Source organism: Pedobacter ginsengisoli (assembly GCF_030244015.1).
GTDB lineage: Bacteria > Bacteroidota > Bacteroidia > Sphingobacteriales > Sphingobacteriaceae > Pedobacter > Pedobacter ginsengisoli.
Window position 1 is genome coordinate 519865 of record NZ_JASSYX010000004.1, and the last position, 17322, is coordinate 537186.

The 17322-nt window shown below is 45.8% G+C and carries 17 protein-coding genes; 13 read left to right on the plus strand and 4 right to left on the minus strand.

Features of this window, described 5'->3' with window-relative positions; all coding sequences use genetic code 11:
- The first annotated feature begins 163 nt into the window (after positions 1 to 163).
- The 3 genes from QEP08_RS19495 to QEP08_RS19505 all read left to right on the plus strand — a co-directional run bounded on the left by QEP08_RS19495 (position 164) and on the right by QEP08_RS19505 (position 2900).
- Positions 164 to 1444 carry a glycosyltransferase gene (locus QEP08_RS19495; RefSeq protein ID WP_285060363.1) on the plus strand — a complete coding sequence of 427 codons (1281 nt, stop codon included), beginning with the start codon at positions 164 to 166 and terminating at the stop codon, positions 1442 to 1444.
- Positions 1445 to 1476: 32 nt separating this feature from the next.
- Positions 1477 to 2226: a glycosyltransferase family 2 protein gene (locus QEP08_RS19500; protein ID WP_285060364.1), complete on the plus strand. Its 750-nt coding sequence runs from the start codon at positions 1477 to 1479 to the stop codon at positions 2224 to 2226.
- Between the two features lie 110 nt (positions 2227 to 2336).
- On the plus strand, positions 2337 to 2900 hold the full coding sequence (locus QEP08_RS19505) for a type 1 glutamine amidotransferase domain-containing protein (RefSeq protein WP_285060365.1): 564 nt from the start codon (positions 2337 to 2339) through the stop codon (positions 2898 to 2900).
- Positions 2901 to 3008: 108 nt separating this feature from the next.
- Here QEP08_RS19505 and typA read toward each other — a convergent pair whose 3' ends face one another.
- The gene (gene typA / locus QEP08_RS19510) at positions 3009 to 4817 is read right to left on the minus strand and encodes a translational GTPase TypA (protein WP_285060366.1); all 1809 of its coding nucleotides are present in this window, start codon (positions 4815 to 4817) and stop codon (positions 3009 to 3011) included.
- 379 nt (positions 4818 to 5196) lie between these two features.
- Positions 5197 to 6015: an alpha/beta hydrolase gene (locus QEP08_RS19515; RefSeq protein WP_285060367.1), complete on the minus strand. Its 819-nt coding sequence runs from the start codon at positions 6013 to 6015 to the stop codon at positions 5197 to 5199.
- 118 nt (positions 6016 to 6133) lie between these two features.
- Between QEP08_RS19515 and QEP08_RS19520 the strand changes: the two genes are divergently transcribed.
- The 9 genes from QEP08_RS19520 to QEP08_RS19560 all read left to right on the plus strand — a co-directional run bounded on the left by QEP08_RS19520 (position 6134) and on the right by QEP08_RS19560 (position 13390).
- Positions 6134 to 6838 carry an esterase family protein gene (locus QEP08_RS19520; RefSeq protein WP_285060369.1) on the plus strand — a complete coding sequence of 235 codons (705 nt, stop codon included), beginning with the start codon at positions 6134 to 6136 and terminating at the stop codon, positions 6836 to 6838.
- A gap of 95 nt (positions 6839 to 6933) precedes the next feature.
- A complete protein-coding gene (locus QEP08_RS19525; RefSeq protein WP_285060370.1) occupies positions 6934 to 7890 on the plus strand; it encodes an ATP-grasp domain-containing protein in 957 nt (318 codons plus the stop codon).
- A gap of 9 nt (positions 7891 to 7899) precedes the next feature.
- Positions 7900 to 9000 (plus strand): carboxylate-amine ligase, encoded by a 1101-nt coding sequence (locus QEP08_RS19530; RefSeq protein ID WP_285060371.1) that lies wholly within the window; start codon positions 7900 to 7902, stop codon positions 8998 to 9000.
- Positions 9000 to 9833, plus strand: a complete 834-nt coding sequence (locus QEP08_RS19535; RefSeq protein ID WP_285060372.1) for a type 1 glutamine amidotransferase — start codon at positions 9000 to 9002, stop codon at positions 9831 to 9833. The genes QEP08_RS19530 and QEP08_RS19535 overlap by 1 nt, the downstream gene beginning before the upstream one ends.
- 1 nt (position 9834) lies before the next feature.
- Positions 9835 to 11025 (plus strand): hypothetical protein, encoded by a 1191-nt coding sequence (locus QEP08_RS19540; protein ID WP_285060373.1) that lies wholly within the window; start codon positions 9835 to 9837, stop codon positions 11023 to 11025.
- 51 nt (positions 11026 to 11076) lie between these two features.
- Positions 11077 to 11235: a FeoB-associated Cys-rich membrane protein gene (locus QEP08_RS19545; RefSeq protein WP_285060375.1), complete on the plus strand. Its 159-nt coding sequence runs from the start codon at positions 11077 to 11079 to the stop codon at positions 11233 to 11235.
- A gap of 11 nt (positions 11236 to 11246) precedes the next feature.
- On the plus strand, positions 11247 to 11837 hold the full coding sequence (locus QEP08_RS19550; protein WP_285060376.1) for a Crp/Fnr family transcriptional regulator: 591 nt from the start codon (positions 11247 to 11249) through the stop codon (positions 11835 to 11837).
- Positions 11838 to 11936: 99 nt separating this feature from the next.
- On the plus strand, positions 11937 to 12470 hold the full coding sequence (locus QEP08_RS19555) for a YceI family protein (protein ID WP_285060377.1): 534 nt from the start codon (positions 11937 to 11939) through the stop codon (positions 12468 to 12470).
- A gap of 44 nt (positions 12471 to 12514) precedes the next feature.
- Entirely contained in the window at positions 12515 to 13390 is an 876-nt protein-coding gene (locus QEP08_RS19560; protein WP_285060378.1) for a pirin family protein, read from the plus strand.
- A 441-nt stretch (positions 13391 to 13831) separates the two neighbouring features.
- Here the strand turns inward: QEP08_RS19560 and ispF are convergent, their stop codons facing one another.
- Both ispF and porV read right to left on the minus strand, forming a co-directional pair.
- On the minus strand, positions 13832 to 14311 hold the full coding sequence (gene ispF, locus QEP08_RS19565) for a 2-C-methyl-D-erythritol 2,4-cyclodiphosphate synthase (protein ID WP_285060380.1): 480 nt from the start codon (positions 14309 to 14311) through the stop codon (positions 13832 to 13834).
- Positions 14312 to 14334: 23 nt separating this feature from the next.
- Positions 14335 to 15513 (minus strand): type IX secretion system outer membrane channel protein PorV, encoded by a 1179-nt coding sequence (gene porV, locus QEP08_RS19570; protein ID WP_285060381.1) that lies wholly within the window; start codon positions 15511 to 15513, stop codon positions 14335 to 14337.
- Positions 15514 to 15715: 202 nt separating this feature from the next.
- Here porV and QEP08_RS19575 point away from each other — a divergent pair, with 202 nt between their 5' ends.
- On the plus strand, positions 15716 to 17314 hold the full coding sequence (locus QEP08_RS19575; protein ID WP_285060382.1) for an SUMF1/EgtB/PvdO family nonheme iron enzyme: 1599 nt from the start codon (positions 15716 to 15718) through the stop codon (positions 17312 to 17314).
- The last annotated feature ends 8 nt before the right edge of the window (positions 17315 to 17322 follow it).

A 17322-nucleotide genomic window follows, 5' to 3' on the forward strand; every position in this document is an offset into this window, starting at 1 on the left:
AGGCCATGGTATCAGCTAAAATACACAAGAGTTTTAATAAAGATTAAAATACATGTAATTTTCCCTAAGATTTTTCGTCTGTATGTCAATGCCGGCAAAACAGGTCCCCGGACGTTTCTGTTTGAAATTTGACATATGGATCAGTAAATTTTAATTAAGTTTGGTGAGTTTGAAAGTAGTACACTTAAATACATACGAAGGCAATGGGGGCGCAGGGCGGGCCTGCCTCAGGCTCAATGACGCATTAAATGCCAGTGGTGCAGAATCCAGCGTCATGGTCTACTTTCAGTTCAAAGAAAGCAGCAGAACAGGCACATTCAGCAAAAGCAAATTTCAGAAAGCCAGGGCGATCTTCAACATCCTGTCTGAGCGTTATTTATCCAAGTCAGTAGTTAAAAAAGGCCTGAAAACCCCTTTCTCCCTCCAGTGGTTTGGCACATCGGTCATCAACCATCCGGCAGTAAAGGAGGCCGACATCATCCACCTGCACTGGATCAACCATGGCTTTCTGTCTCCAAAATTCCTTGCCCAGCTGGATGAACTGGAAAAACCAATTGTATGGACCTTTCACGACAGTAATGCTTTTACCGGCGGCTGCCATGTGCGCTATTCCTGTGAAAATTATTATAAGGAGTGTGGTTTTTGCCCTTTGCTAAAAATGAGCGGCAAGGATGACCTTTCCCACAAAACCTGGCTGCGGAAAAAGAAAGCCTATTCCGAACTGAACTGCCACATTGTAGCACCCAGCAACTGGATGGCAAAATCCATAAAACTAAGCAGTCTGATGGGCTTCAGGGAAGTCACCGTCATCCCAAACACCATTGAGACCAGTATTTTCAAGCCCTACGTCAAAGCTGAAGCCAAAAAGATCTTAAAGATCAGCCCGGATAAATTTGTGCTGATGAGCGGCTTCATGCCTTCAAAAGACGACAAGCACAAAGGAACATCCTACCTGATTGATGCACTGAATGACCTTTCCACCCGGCCGGGCATTGTTAAGGAAAACATTGAACTCATCATATTTGGCAATAAGCCCAATGCGGAAATGCCGCAATTCCCTTTTAAAACAACTTTTCTGGGAACCGTCCACAATGATGAGCACCTGGCCAAATGCTATTCTGCCGCAGATGCCTTCATTACCCCATCACTGGAGGACAACCTTCCAAACACCGTGATGGAAAGCCTGGCATGCGCCACACCGGTAGTGGCGTTCAAAACCGGCGGTATTCCAGACATGGTCAGACACCTGGAAAATGGCTACCTTGCTGAATACGAATCCTCAGAAGACCTGGCAACCGGTATGGAATGGCTTTACCATGAAGATCAGGGCCACGAAATTCAGAAAGAAGCCAGAAAAACCATATTATCACAATTCTCTGAAACTGTTATTGCAGAAAAACACTTATTATTGTATCAAACCCTTTTGGACCTTCAGCCCAAATAGGCAAAGACAAAAAAACATAAGATCTCATCCGCATGCAGCCAAAATTAAGTGTTATCACTATCGTTTATAACAATGTAAAGGATATTGAGCGCACGATGCTGTCCGTACTCAACCAGACCTACCGCAACATTGAGTACATTATCATTGACGGCGGTTCAAAAGACGGCACTGTCGAGGTGATCGGTAAATACCGGCCAAGACTGGCCCGGTTCCTCTCAGAGCCGGACAATGGCATTTATGATGCCATGAACAAGGGCCTCACCCTGGCCACCGGCGACTATGTGCTGTTCATGAATTCCGGCGATGAGATCTATGCCCCGGAAACGGTAACAGAAGTGTTTGAAAGCGCGGCGGCTGCCGACATTTACTATGGGGAAACTGAAATGTACAATGAGCAGTGGGAAAGCCTGGGACAGCGAAGACATTGCGCTCCCGAAATATTCAACTGGAAAAGCTTCCGCTACGGCATGAGCATAAGTCATCAGGCTATATATGTAAAACGAAGCCTGGCACAGCCCTTTGACCTCAGGTACAAGTACAGTTCAGATATAGACTGGATCATCAGGGCGGCCAAAAATGCATCGAGCATTGTCAATACGCACATGTATGTAGCAAAATACCTGGTTGGCGGAATATCCAAGAAAAAACATTTTGCAAGTCTCAGGGAACGCTTCCGCATCTTCAGCAAGTATTACGGACTGATCCCCAACCTGATCAACCATGTATTCATCGCTGGAAACCTGGCCATGTATTTTGTCCGCCACAGGCGAACTAACGATTAAGCGGCTATTTTAAAATTATCAAAACAATACTTCTTTCAGAATGTCCTGTTATCAGGCGGGTTTAAAAACCTGCGCTGATATCTTTTTATTCATCCTAAAATTTCAGAATTATGGGACAGTTAAGCAATAGAACAATAGCCGTTTTAGCAGAAAGTGGCTTTGAAGAATCCGAACTGACCAGTCCGGTACAGCGGTTAAAAGAAGAAGGAGCGACCGTACACATCATCTCTTCAAAACCCGGAAAGATCCAGGCCATGAAAGGCGACCATGAATGGGGACAATATGTAGACGTGGACAAAACCCTTATGGAAGCAACCGCAGATGAGTACAATGGGCTGCTCATTCCCGGCGGTGTCCTGAGCCCGGACTCCGTAAGAAAAAATGAAGACGCACTGGCTTTTGTAAAAGCTTTTTTTGAAGCAGGAAAGCCGGTCGCGGCAATCTGTCACGGGCCGCAGGTACTCATTAGTGCAGAAGTAGCAGAAGGCAGGACCATGACCTCTACCAGGACCATCAAAATAGACCTGATCAATGCAGGCGCCAAATGGGTAGATGAAGAAGTTGTCGTTGACCAGGGCCTGGTCACCAGCCGCAGCCCTGCCGACTTACCTGCCTTCAACGACAAAATAACAGAGGAATTTGCTGAAGGCGTACACGAGGGCCAGCATGCATAATGCATCCTCTATTCAAAAAGAAACCCCTGATGATTGAACTCAACAGGGGTTTTTTATTAGGAAATTTCTTAAATCCTTACAGGTACGACCCCGCTTCAGATGAAGAAATTAGCTCTGGAACTTCTTGGCGTTGATCTTACGCTCGTTTTCATTTAAGTAAATCTTACGCAGACGCATGCTCTGTGGCGTTACCTCGATGTACTCATCGGCCTGGATGTACTCCATCGCCTCTTCCAAAGAGAATTTGATCGCCGGTGCGATACGTGTGTTGTCATCCGTACCCGAAGCACGCATATTGGTCAAAGCCTTACCTTTTACAATATTGATCACTAAATCATTATCGCGGATGTGCTCACCCAGGATCTGGCCTTCATAGATATCCACTCCCGGATCCACAAAGAAACGGCCCCTGTCCTGCAGCTTATCAATTGAATAAGCAGTGGTGTTGCCTTTATCCATAGATACCAGAACACCGTTCATCCTGCCCGGAATTGCACCCTTCCATGGCTCGTAAGCTTTAAAACGGTGGGCCATGATCGCTTCTCCTGCAGTTGCAGTCAAAACGTTGTTCCTCAAACCGATGATGCCACGTGCAGGGATTTCAAATTCCAAATGCTGAAGGTCACCTTTAGGTTCCATCACCAGCAGATCACCTTTGCGCTGGGTAACCAGCTCAATTACCTTACCGGCAACTTCTCCCGGTACATCAACGATCAGGGTCTCGATAGGCTCACATTTTTTACCGTCAATTTCTTTGACAATAACCTGTGGCTGACCTACCTGGATCTCATAGCCCTCACGGCGCATGGTCTCGATGAGCACTGATAAATGGAGGATACCCCTTCCGTATACCAGGTAAGCATCAGGAGATTCTGTTTCTACTACTTTAAGGGCCAGGTTTTTCTCCATTTCCTTATACAGACGCTCTCTCAAACGCTGTGAAGTAACGAATTTACCTTCTTTACCAAAGAATGGTGAATTGTTGATCGTGAACAGCATGTTCATCGTAGGCTCATCAATTTTGATTACCGGCAATTGTTCCGGAGCCTCAAAATCAGCAATGGTATCACCAATGTCAAAACCATCGATACCCACAACAGCGCAGATGTCACCTGATTTTACCTCTGTAGTACGGATCTTGCCCAAACCTTCGAAGGTATAGAGTTCTTTCACCCTTGATTTTACAATTTTACCGTCACGCTTGATCAAAGTAACCGGCTGGTTTTCTTTGATGCTGCCGCGGTGTACACGTCCGATCGCGATCCGGCCTACGAAAGATGAATAATCCAGCGAAGTGATCTGCATCTGCAGTGTACCGTCATTGGTAGGTGCAGGAGGAATGTTTGCTACTACTGCATCTAATAAAGCAAAGATATCTGTAGTAGGTACTTTCCAGTCTGTACTCATCCATCCTTGTTTGGACGAACCGTAGATTACAGGAAAGTCAAGCTGATCTTCTGTTGCTTCCAGATTGAAGAACAATTCAAAGATCTGCTCATAAACCTCTTCAGGGCGACAGTTTTCTTTATCGACTTTGTTGACAACAACAATTGGCTTCAGGCCCAGTGCCAATGCTTTTTGAGTAACGAAACGCGTTTGGGGCATAGCGCCTTCAAAAGCATCGCAAAGCAAAAGCACACCATCAGCCATTTTCAGTACACGTTCTACTTCACCGCCAAAATCGGCGTGACCAGGTGTATCAATGATGTTAATCTTTACGTCTTTATATTGTACGGAAACGTTTTTTGAAACGATAGTGATACCGCGCTCACGTTCCAGGTCATTGTTATCCAATATCAACTCACCAGTTTGTTCATTATCCCTGAAGATGGAACAAGCGTGTAAGATCTTGTCAACCAATGTGGTTTTGCCGTGGTCAACGTGTGCTATAATAGCTATGTTTCTTATTTTTTGCATAAAATGCGTGTAAATTTTGGCGCAAAGATACGGTTTAATTTTTATAAATCAAGCGATTAGCCATGACGGATTAATTCCTTAACTTTGATTTTATTATTGTTACGGGCGTTCTTTCTGCCTTATCGGTTGACCCATAGTAAAATAAATCAACCCCTGCCAATCGTTCCTCCCTGTCTTTAATATGTGTAGTACATAAGTTAATACTGAGTACGCAGTGAGTACGCCCTGAGTACGGGGTGAGTACGCCTTTTTCTAGGAAAAAGGCGTACTCATAGCGGATCGATAGCTTAGATATCGCATACTCAATATTAACTCATGTACTACAGATATACCTCCCATGTAAAACAGAGAAGCCGGGCACAAAGAAATTAAGAGGATTTTAAATGTTTTTTCTGCCAAAGGCCCAGCCCAGAAAGGCCGGCAGGGCCTCAGCCCAGGTAGACAGGTCGTGTTTACCGCCTACTTTTTCATAATAGACAATATCATCAGGGCGACGGTATCCTTTTTTGAGCAGTTCTTTGATCACATCGATGGTGTCGTCTATGGAATCGATAATGAGGTTCCTGTTTCTGTCAGAAAGTTCGTCTTCCGTCCCGGTCATGAGCCAGAACTTAAGCCCGGGCTTGTTGCTGGTAGTCCTGATCCGCTCATGCATGATCCGGTCGTTGTCAGTATAACCGTCTTTAAGATCTTTTTTTCTCCACCAGAAGGAGCCCGAAAATACGCCTGCGGCATCAAAATAGTTGTCATTGTTCCAGGCGATGTCGAATGCGCTCAGGCCACCGAGTGAAAAGCCGGCAAACACCCGTTTGCCATTTATCGGGGTGGCTACGGTTTCCTTTAGGCAAGGAATCAGTTCTTTGGTGATAAAATTGGTATAGGCATGTGCTTTGCCGCCCCTTCCGCCAAAATCAGGTACTCCTGCTACGCCGTATTCCTCCAGCCGGGCAGCTGATGCTTTAATGGCTACAGCAGCTACAGCGGAAATCCTGCGCTGACCATACAGACCGGTGAGCATCTGCTGAAGTCCCAGTGCATCCGCATCCTGTCCGTCATTGAGCAGCAGCAAATTCAGCTGCTCATTACCCATCAGGTTATCAGGAATAAAGATTTCAAACTCTACTTCCCTTTTCAGATGGTCAGACTTCAGGCTGTGTCTAGTTCTGATGATTTCCGGCAACGACATGGTGATGTACATAATTCAGCGATTCCCCTTTTTCACAAATGTGTGGCAAAGTTACCATTCCCAATAAAAATATCAGGGCATGCGTGATGTATTTTTTAATTTCTTATATTAAAGCTTCTAAATTAATGCCATGAATGAAGCGTATAAAAAATGGTATAGCCACAATTTAAACCGTGATTTTGAAATGCTTGTATTCGGACATGACGGTTATCCGTTAATTCTTTTTCCGACCAGCATGGGCCGGTATTATGAGGGCAAGGATTTCAAGATGATCGAATCTATCCGGTGGTTCATTGATGAAGGCCGGATAAAGGTCTATTGTGTGGACAGTATTGATGCCCTGAGCTGGTACAACAAAAGCATACATCCGGAAGAAAAGATCAAAAACCACATCTGGTACGATAAGCTGATTCTGGAGGAGGTTTGCGGGATGGCAAGGCAGGAGACCGGACACCGCAAAGTGATTGCTGCAGGCTGCAGTTTTGGCGGCTATCATGCCGTAAATTTCGCGTTCAGGCATCCCTGGCTGGTCAGTCATGTGTTCAGCATGAGCGGTGCGTTTGACATGAGGGCCCAGCTGGATGGTTTTTATAACGATGATGTGTATTTTAACAACCCGGTAGATTATATCCCCAATGACAACAATCCGGAATTGTGGAACATGAGGATCATACTGGGCACGTCTGACAGGGACATTTGCCGGGCCGATAATGAGCGCCTGTCTGATATACTTGCGCAAAAAGGAATGGGCCACTGGCTGGACATGAGGCACAATGCGGACCACGACTGGCCCATATGGCGGGAGATGCTGCCGCAGTACCTGTCGGAGCTTTAAAAAGAACCGGATTTACCAGGATGGGGATGAAGATAATAATCAGAACATTAAGCCTGTTGCCGATGTTTTACAACCTAATATAACCATTGATAAAAATGAAGAAAATTGGAATTTTGTTTGGCCGGGAAAGATCTTTCCCAGAGGCTTTTGTAAAGCGGGTGAATGAGCTGGCAGGCGATGACATCAGGGCCGAATTTGTAAGCATAGATAAGATATTCCAGGCGGAACCCCCTGGCTACGCCGTGATCATTGACCGCATTTCACAGGATGTTCCTTTTTATCGTGCGGCGATGAAAAATGCTGCGGCAACAGGTACAGCGGTGATCAATAATCCTTTTTGGTGGAGCGCTGATGAAAAGTTCTTTAATAATGCGCTGGCGGTAAAACTGGGGATCCCGGTACCTAAAACAACATTGATCCCTTCTTATGAGCAACCCACGGATACATCGGATGAGTCGTTCAGCAACTTGGTTTTTCCAATGGACTGGGAGGGAATTTTCAATTATACCGGTTTTCCGGCATACATGAAGCCTTTTGATGGCGGCGGCTGGAAAGAGGTATACAAGCTGCACGACAGGGAGGATTTTTTTGACAAACACAGCCAGACGGGACAATCTGTGATGATGCTGCAGGAAGAAATCGTCTTTGATGAATATTTCAGGTGTTATTGCATCGGTGGCAAGTATGTGCGCATTATGCAGTATGAGCCGCGCAATCCTTTTCACCTGCGCTACCAGGTGGAGACTCCGCCTTCGAGCGAAGCCCTGCTGGCCACAATCCATGATTATGTATTGAAACTGAACCAGTACCTGGGTTATGATTTTAATACGGTAGAGTTTGCCGTGCGGGATGGTGTGCCTTATGCCATTGATTTTTGTAATCCTGCGCCGGATGCGGAGGTGAGCAGTGTGGGTCAGGAGAATTTTGACTGGGTTGTGGAGACATCGGCAAAGTATGCGATTGAGCGGGCAAAGGAACAGGTTGACGGCAGGGACAATCTGACCTGGGGCGAATACGTCAGGGAGGCAGTAAATGTACCGGCTAAGAAATAAATGAAGCTCATGAACGAATTTACACTGGGTATAGAAGAGGAGTACATGGTGATAGACCCTGTAACCCGTGAACTGACATCGCACGATCAAAAGATCGTGGAGGCGGCCCAAAAAATCCATAAGGACCAGGTCAAGGCCGAGATGCATCAGGCTGTGGTGGAAGTAGGTACGGGGATCTGCAAGAATACAGACCAGGCAAGAGCCGAGATCTCGCAGCTGCGCTATACGGTATCGCAGCTGGCCGGCGAACTTGGTCTGCGGATCGGTGCTGCGGGTACACATCCCTTTTCTCATTGGGAGAAGCAGCTGATCACAGAGCATCCGCGGTACAGCGAGATCGTGAATGAGCTGCAGGAGGCGGCAAGGTCAAATCTGATCTTCGGTTTGCATGTACATGTGGGTTTCCAGTCACGCGAGCTTGCAATACACATTGCCAACCAGGTGCGCTACTTTTTGCCGCATGTGTTTGCCCTTTCTACCAATTCTCCTTTTTGGGAGGGCCGGAATACGGGCTATAAATCGTTCCGGACCAAGGTGTTTGACAAGTTCCCGAGGACGGGTATCCCCGATATTTTTAACAGCATTGAGGATTACGACAATTATGTGAAGCTGCTGATCAAAACCAACAGCATTGACAATGCCAAGAAGATCTGGTGGGACATCAGGGTGCATCCTTTCTTTGAAACGATCGAGTTCAGGATCTGCGACTGCCCGATGCTGATCGATGAGACCATGGCTTTTGTGGCCTTGTTTCAGTGTTTGTGTGCCAAGCTGTACAAGCTTCGCCTGCAAAACCTGAATTTTATCAGTTATTCTAGGGCACTGATCAATGAAAATAAATGGCGTGCCGCCAGGTATGGTATTGATGGCAACCTGATTGATTTTGGAAAGGAGATGGAAGTAAACTGCAGGAACCTGATCCTGGAACTGCTGGACTTTATTGATGATGTGGCAGATGATCTTGGCTGCCGGAATGAGATCAATTATGTGATGAAGATCATGGAGCATGGTACGGGTGCAGACAGGCAATTGGCTGTTTACGAACAAAGTGGTAACTTTGAGGCGGTGGTAGATTATATTACTACCCAAACTTTAACAGGAGCTAAGTAGTGGGAGTAGCAGATAGAAATAAGATCAGGGTGGCGGTCATTGACATGAACAAGGGTGCGGCCAACCAGGGGATGCGTGGGATAGAGGAAATCTTATTGCGTTACCGGAAGAATACGGGCATTGAATTTTCATACGACATTTTCGACATCAGGGTTACTGGTGATTGTCCGGGGCTGGATTATGACGTTTACATTTCGAGCGGTGGCCCTGGTAGTCCGTATGATGGTGAAGGGGAACAATGGGAGCGGGATTTTTTCAGTCTGCTGGGTAATTTGGCGGAGCACAATCTGAGGAGCGAAGTGAAGAAACATGTTTTTTTGATCTGCCATTCTTTTCAGATGGCCTGCAGAAGGTTTAATGTTGGTCAGGTGATCAGACGCCGGTCGCCTGCTTTTGGTATTTTCCCGGTGTCACTTACGGCTGAGGGCGTGGACGATGTGATCTTTAACGGCCTGCCTAATCCTTTTTTTACGGTAGATAGCCGCGAATGGCAGGTGGTGAACCCACAGGATGTATTGTTCTCCAATGAGCAGGCCAGTGTGCTTGCCCTGGAAAAAGAGCGTCCGCATGTCGATCTGGAGCGCTGTGTAATGGCGGTAAGGTTTACGAGAGAAATTGTGGGTACGCAGTTTCACCCGGAGGCGGATCCGTCGGGAATGAAGATTTACCTGCTCCGGGAAGATAAGAAGAAGGTTATCGTGGACAACCATGGGGAACAAAAGTATCTGGATATGCTGCGCAGCCTGGACGATCCGGATAAATTGCAGCGGACACAAGATATGGTATTGCCCAATTTTTTAAATCAGGCATTGGATGCCTTTCAGGAGGCTTAATATGATCAGGAAATTCCGCGAAGCGTTTAACCAGGCATTTTCCGAAGACCGGTATAATGGTTTTAAGAAGGCCCTGGCTGATGGTTTCGTTGAAATTCCTTTTAGGGTAGCGGAAACGCCGGTGTTCATTCCGGCAGGACTGCAGAAGAAACTCATTGAGGCGGGTGATGAGCTCATTAAACTGATCAGGCAGCCGGATTTTAAGGAGCTGACCAGGGGCGCTATTCCGGCGGAATGGAACGTGCCGAATGAAAACGACCATCCGCATTTTCTGACTTTTGATTTTGGGATATGCAGGGACATGCAGGGTGAGCTGACGCCCAGATTGATAGAAATGCAGGGTTTTCCTTCCCTGTATGGTTTTCAGGCTCATATGGGAGCTGAATATAAAAAGGCTTACGGTCTTTCGGATCATTTAAGCCCCTATTTCGGAGACTTTGATGAGGCTTCTTATATCGCATTGCTCAGAAAGGTGATTGTTGGTGACCATGCGCCGCATGAGGTGGCGCTCATGGATATTGATGCACCAAATCAAAAAACATTAATTGATTTCCTGATCACCCGGAAATACCTGGGGATAAAGGTGCTGAGCCTGGCTGATATTTTTAAAGTGGGGCCGGCTTTGTATTACCAGGGTGAAAATGGGGAAAGGATACGGTTGAAAAGGATTTATAACCGGCTGATCTTTGATGAGCTGGCCGGCACTGCCGGGTCTTTTGAACAGGGCTTTGACCCCAGGGAGCCTGTGGATGTGGAGTGGATCACACATCCGAACTGGTTTTACCGGATCAGCAAATATACCATGCCTTTTTTGAAGAGCAGTTTTGTGCCGGAAACACATTTTCTGGGCCAATTGAAATCCATACCTCCGGATTTACAGCATTATGTATTGAAACCCTTATTTTCTTTTGCGGGAATGGGGGTGATCATAGATGTGACGCCTGCTGACATTAGGGCGGTAAAAGATCCTGAAAACTGGATCTTACAGCGCAAAGTGGAATACGCGCCTGCGGTTCATTCTCCTGAAGGGGGCGTGAAGGCGGAGATCCGGCTGATGTATTTATGGCCGGACGGTGAGGAGCCGCAATTGTGCATCAACCTGGCGAGGCTGAGCAGGGGAAAGATGATCGGGGTACGGTACAACAAAGATTTTGACTGGGTGGGCGGCACCGTCGGCCTGATGGAAAGTTAAAATTACATTTAACAGACCGCAATTTAACGGCGGCTTATTATTTTTGTGCATATGGACATTCAAACGCTATTGGTAATCCTAATTTTTATAGCGGCCCTTTTTTACATCGGGCGGATGGTGTACCGTTCGGTATCTTCTAAGGGCAATGGCTGCGGATCCAGCTGTAAGTGCGGTGTAGATTTTTCAAATATCAATCCCGATAAAAAATAGATTTAATCTATATGCTCAGCATTTTTAAAGACTATTTGCAAAAGAAAGTAGCCATTACTGATGAACAGTTTAACCTGATCTCGGACAAATTAAAAATAAAGACTTTTGAAAAGGGCGAGATGATCCTGATGAAGGGTGAGGTTTCATCTCATGTTTATTTTGTGCTGGATGGGTTGCTGCGTAGTTATTCGATAGACAGCAAGGGAAAGACACACATTATTCAGTTTGCTCCTGAGCAATGGTGGCTTTCGGAACGCAACGGCATCCTGTTCAATGAAGAGTCTGAGTTCTTCCTGGACGCAATAGAGAATACCAAGGCAGTAGTGCTGCCGAAAGATTTCATTACGGAGTCTGCTAAAATAGTCCCTTGTATGTATGAGCTGAATGCGTCCATGCTTAACAACGCGATCCGTTTTATGCAAAAAAGGATCAATATGCTGCTCAGTGCTACGGCTGAGGAGCGCTACCTGAATTTTATAAAGCTTTATCCAAACCTGACGCTCAGGGTGCCGCAATGGATGATTGCTTCTTACCTGGGCATTACGCCTGAGTCTCTGAGCCGCGTCCGCAAAGATTTGGCGCACAAGCATTTTAAGCCTTAATTATTTTCATTGCTTTCTTATCATAGGTCAATGCCGGGGTGAAGGCACTGCCGTAATTTTGTGTTGTTAATTAAAAGAAAACAATTTAAAAACAATATTATGGCAACTACTAAATGGGTACTGGACCCAAACCACAGTGAACTGCAGTTTAAAGTAAAGCACTTGATGATCACTACTGTAACCGGCAGCTTAAAGATTTTTAGTGCATCGGTTACTTCTGATGGTGATGATTTTGAAAATGGCGAGATTTCTTTTGAAGCGGAAACGGCTTCTATCGATACTGGAAATACGGATAGGGACAACCACCTGAAAAGTGCTGATTTCTTTGATGCGGATCAGTTTCCTGCAATTTCTTTTAAATCTTCTTCATTTACTAAAGAAGATGACGATGATTATGTGATCAAAGGTGACCTGACTGTAAAAGGTGTGACCAAACCGGTATCATTGAAAGCCGAATTTGGCGGTATTGCTACTGATCCCTGGGGAAATACCAAAGCGGGTTTTACGTTGAGCGGAAAGATCAACAGGACTGATTTCGGTTTGAGCTGGAATGCTGCCCTGGAAACTGGTGGTGTAATGGTAAGTGAGGAAGTGAAAATAGCGGGTGAGTTACAGTTTGTAAAGCAAGCCTAAAATATAATACATCAGCATCCATTGCAATTAAGAAAGGAGACAAAATGGAAGCAAAAGTTAGAACGGTGTCGGCCGTATTAAACGCGCCGGCACCTCATATGGTCGGTGATGGATTCAGGGTGCATAATTTCTTCCCCAGCGGGTACAGAATTAAAATGAGCCCTTTCTTTATGCTCGATTATAACGCGAAGATCGAATTTTCTGCGCGCAATGAGCCCCGGGGTGTGGGCGTGCATCCGCACAGGGGCTTTGAGACGGTAACGATCGCCTATCATGGTGCGGTTGCCCATCATGACAGCGCGGGAAACAGCGGGGTTATTTATCCTGGCGATGTGCAGTGGATGACTGCGGCAAGCGGAATCCTGCACAAAGAGTATCATGAACAGGGGTTTAGCAAAAAAGGCGGGCCGTTTCAGATGGTACAGCTTTGGATAAATCTGCCTGCGAAATACAAGATGAGCCCGCCGAAATATCAGGATGTGAAGAATCAGGACATGGCGAAGTTTGTACTGCCTGATGAAAGTGGGCTCGTTGAGGTCATCGCTGGTGAGTATAATGGTTTAAAGGGTTCTGCGAGCACTTTTTCTCCACTTCATGTGTTCAATGCGAAGTTGAATAAGGGCGGCAAGGTGGTGTTTGATTTTCCGTTTAGCTACAATACCGGGTTTTTGGTTGTTGAGGGTAATGTAAAGATCAACGGTGCTGAGGTTGCGGAGACTGATCAGTTTGTTCATTTTAACAATGACGGGGCTTTGATTGGGCTGGAAGCATTGGAAAATAGTGTGGTGCTGGTGCTGAGCGGGGAACCGATTGATGAGCCGGTAGCACAGTACGGGCCTTTTCTAATGAATACTTCTGAGGAGATCCAGCAGGCGATCAGTGATTATAATCAGGGTAAGTTTGGGTATCTTGAGGAGTAGTTCTTTCTGCTCCTTTGAAAAATTACCATTCTCTTCGAAGCCTGCATCTCTTAGGCCCCGATGAAGAATCGGGTCAAAGAGCGCTGATGTCTTCTCTGAGAAGGTAATTTTTCTGGAGCAGAAAGCAGGGAGTATAGTAGTTAATGGAAAGTTTCAGATTCTAGATGTAATCCAAGTTAGGTAAAAGGCAGGGTGTTTAGACACCCTGCCTTTTACCTTATACCCTCCTATAGCGTATCGGGTTATTTTGATTCAAATGTCTTTTTTTTGCATCATGCTTTCAGAAAAATCACCTTCTCAGAGAAGACATAGGACTCTGTGCGCTGTTTACATCAGTTCATTGATGTTTTTCATTGGAGATGTAGCTATTGCTTCGCAATGGTCAGCGCGCTAGGTCCAGTCTTCGAAGAGAACGGTTATTTTTCTGAAATCTAAAGGGAATTAAGACTTTTGAATCAAACAAACCGCATACGCTACCACTCCTTCTTCACGGCCGATGAAGCCCATTTGTTCGTTGGTAGTGGCTTTGATGGAGATGTCTTCGGTAGAGATATTGATCGCGTCTGCTATATTTTGCTGCATGGCGGGAATATGCGGATTGATCTTCGGCGCTTCAAGGCATAGCATGGCGTCGATGTTCCCTATTTCATAGCCTTTGTCTTTGAGCAGCTTAACGGTTTCTTTGAGCAGGACGATGCTGCTGATGCCTTTCCATTTCGGGTCTGTATTTTTAAAATGAAAACCGATGTCCCTTAGATTTGCGGCGCCCAGCAAAGCATCACATATGGCATGGAGCAACACATCGGCATCGGAATGACCAAAGGCTCCTTTGTGATGTTCGAGTGTAACCCCTCCTACTACAAATGGGTGGTTGTCTTTCAATTGGTGAACATCGAAACCGAAGCCGACTTTAATTTTCATAGGGTTTGTGTTTGAATTTCCTGCTATTTTGCATCCCCAAAGTTAAACAACAGCGTAAATCTTAGGGTATTGGCGAGGGGACTTTTTTGCGCATTGGCCATAAGGTAGGAAAAATCTATATTGAAAACATTGTATTTCAGCCCGGCTCCTGCGGTGAAGTACCTCCTGTCCCCTTTGGAAGGACTTTCATAAAAATAACCTGCTCTGAATGCAAATTGTTGATTGTACCAGTATTCAATTCCGGCTGCGACATTTACTTCTCTTAATTCTTCACTGAAACCACCAGGCGCATCACTAAATGAGCCAAAAATCCCGGAGGGAACGGAGCGGTCAGGATCTTTACCGGCTATGATCTTGCCATTATTATCATAAACTGGCTGTGTAGGGACCAGCAATTTGTTGAGGTCCAGTGCGAAGGTAAACTGGTTGTAATCGTCTATCAAAAAAGTGGATGCGCCACCTATTTTAAGGTTTGCGGGCAAAAAGTTTTTTCCGCCCCCACCGCTGATATAGCTGATCTTTGTGCCGATATTCGAAATATTTATACCTCCGGAAACAATGGCATCTGTACCCAATAGCACTGTCGGCTTTTTATAATAAGCAGAAATATCAACTGCCAGCCCGGAACCGGCTCGTGTATCCTGTCCTGCCGTGAACTGACCGGAAGAGAGGTTGGAACGGATATAACGCAATGCAGTCCCCAGGGAAAAAGACTCCCCGAAACGCTTGGCATAAGTAAAGTCAAAAGCAAACTCATTGGGGCTATAAATGCCCAGATCCTGCTGATTGGCATCTACATATTGGATCTCACCAAGGGTAAAGAATCTCAAAGATCCTCCAATGACACTCCTGTCGTCAACCTTATAAAAGCCACTTAAATATGCGAGATTAATGTCGGGGACGAGGCTCTTTAACCAAGGGCTATACGACACTGAAAATCCGTATTGGCGGTCTAAAAAGGCAAGCTTCGAAGGATTTATATTCATGGAATTCGCATCCGGCTGTACCGCAACTCCTGCTTCACCCATGCTTCCAGCCCGGGCGTCGGGAGTAATCAAAAGAAAAGGAACTGCGGTAACGATGTTATTGGACTGGCTGCCATTGGTTTGTGTCCCTGGCTGAACCACCTGAGCACTGAGTTCAGCAGAGACTGCTGTTAAGGAAAGGATGCTTAAAACAATCTTTGTCAACCTTGTGCTCATTTACTGTATTTGTAGGTGTATAGCTGGGTGCAAGTTAGTATTGTGTGGAGTAATTTCAAAGAAATCTGAAATTTACGAGCGAAGATCGGCAATATTACAGTCCGGGCGCTGTGTAAAGTGATGGTGCAATAAAAACTTTTTTTGGATCATACACCTTTTTTTGCGTAGTTTTAACAGGTAGAGTAACTATTTGCATGAACTAATGAAAAAAACATACATATATTCACTTGCTTCCCTATTGGTTGTGGCATCCCTGATCTCCTGCAAAACCAAGTCGGCAAAGTCAGATAAGACCGGGCTGGCCTACAATAAGAAAGAGTATGGTGGTTTTCAGGTAAATAATAAATTCAAACGCGGACCGGGTCCCGGTCTGGTAGAAATTGAAGGTGGTGTTTTTGTAATGAGCGGCAGTGCGATTAATGTCCCCGGACAGGAACTTAGCGACTATAACCACAAACGGGAAACTACTGTTTCCTCTTTCTATATGGATGAGACAGAGGTTTCTAATACCAACTGGCTGGAATATCTGAACTGGATCAGGACCAATTATCCGACAGATTATGAATATTATTACAATGAATTGCCGGACACACTGGTCTGGCGCCGGCCACTTTCTTATAATGAACCTTATGTAGATAATTATTTAAGGCACCCGGCTTATCAGGACTATCCTGTTGTAGGTGTGACCTGGGAGCAGGCCGACAGGTACTGCACGTGGAGAACTGACCGTGTCAACGAGCTTTTGCTGAGAGATAAGGGCTATATGACTGCTTTTAAAGACATCAACGGCACAAATAAAACAGGTGCAACCGCTGCTGCCACAACAGCCAGGCCTACAGAGCCGTTCAATACTGACATTTATCTGAATGGTCAATATGACGATAAGGGGAAAAGGGCGATGAAGGACCTGAACCCCGCCAATACGGCTAATGCCGGTGCTGGAAAGGGAGGTGCAACCAGAAATGTAAGACTGGAGGACGGCATTTTGAAACAACCGTACCGCCTGCCTACAGAAGCGGAATGGGAATATGCCGCACTGGGCCTGATTGGCAATACGGAATATGAAAATATCCGTGAGAATAAAATATATCCATGGAACGGGCTCGGCCTGAGCTCTGCAAAGAAAAGGACCAGAGGCCTGATCCTGGCCAACTTTAAACGGTCAAAGGGTGACTATATGGGTGTTGGCGGGTCGCTGAATGATAAAGGCGGACTGACTGTTCCTGTAAGGTCGTATATGCCAAATGACTTTGGTCTGTACAATATGGCTGGAAATGTTAATGAGTGGGTTGCTGATGTATACAGATCCAAAACTTTCGAAGCTGCTGATGCTTTTAATCCTTACAGGGGAAACTTCTATCAGGATAAAAAAATGGCAGATGCCGCAACCGGAAGAATAGAAAAAGACAAGCACAACCTGCCTGTAATGACACCGGCGGTAACTGCAAGGAAACAAACATGGGCTGAAAAACAGACTGCTGCCGCTGCTGTTGTAACAGTAGACTCTTTAGGTAAAACGACCAATACTTATGCTGATCAGCGGGGTTATCGTGACCCGGCAAATGAATTGTATGGAGAAACTACACTTATCAATGATAAATCAAGGGTTTATAAGGGTGGTTCATGGGATGATCAGGCAATCTGGCTTAATCCTGCTACGCGCAGGTTCATGCAGCAGGATGAAGCGACTGCCGACTTAGGGTTCAGGTGTGCGATGACCATGCTGGGGGCTTCTGAGATCAGGTCGACCGGCAAACCTCAGTTTAGACCTAAGCAGCAAAGGGCATTCAAGTCAAGATAAAATAGATT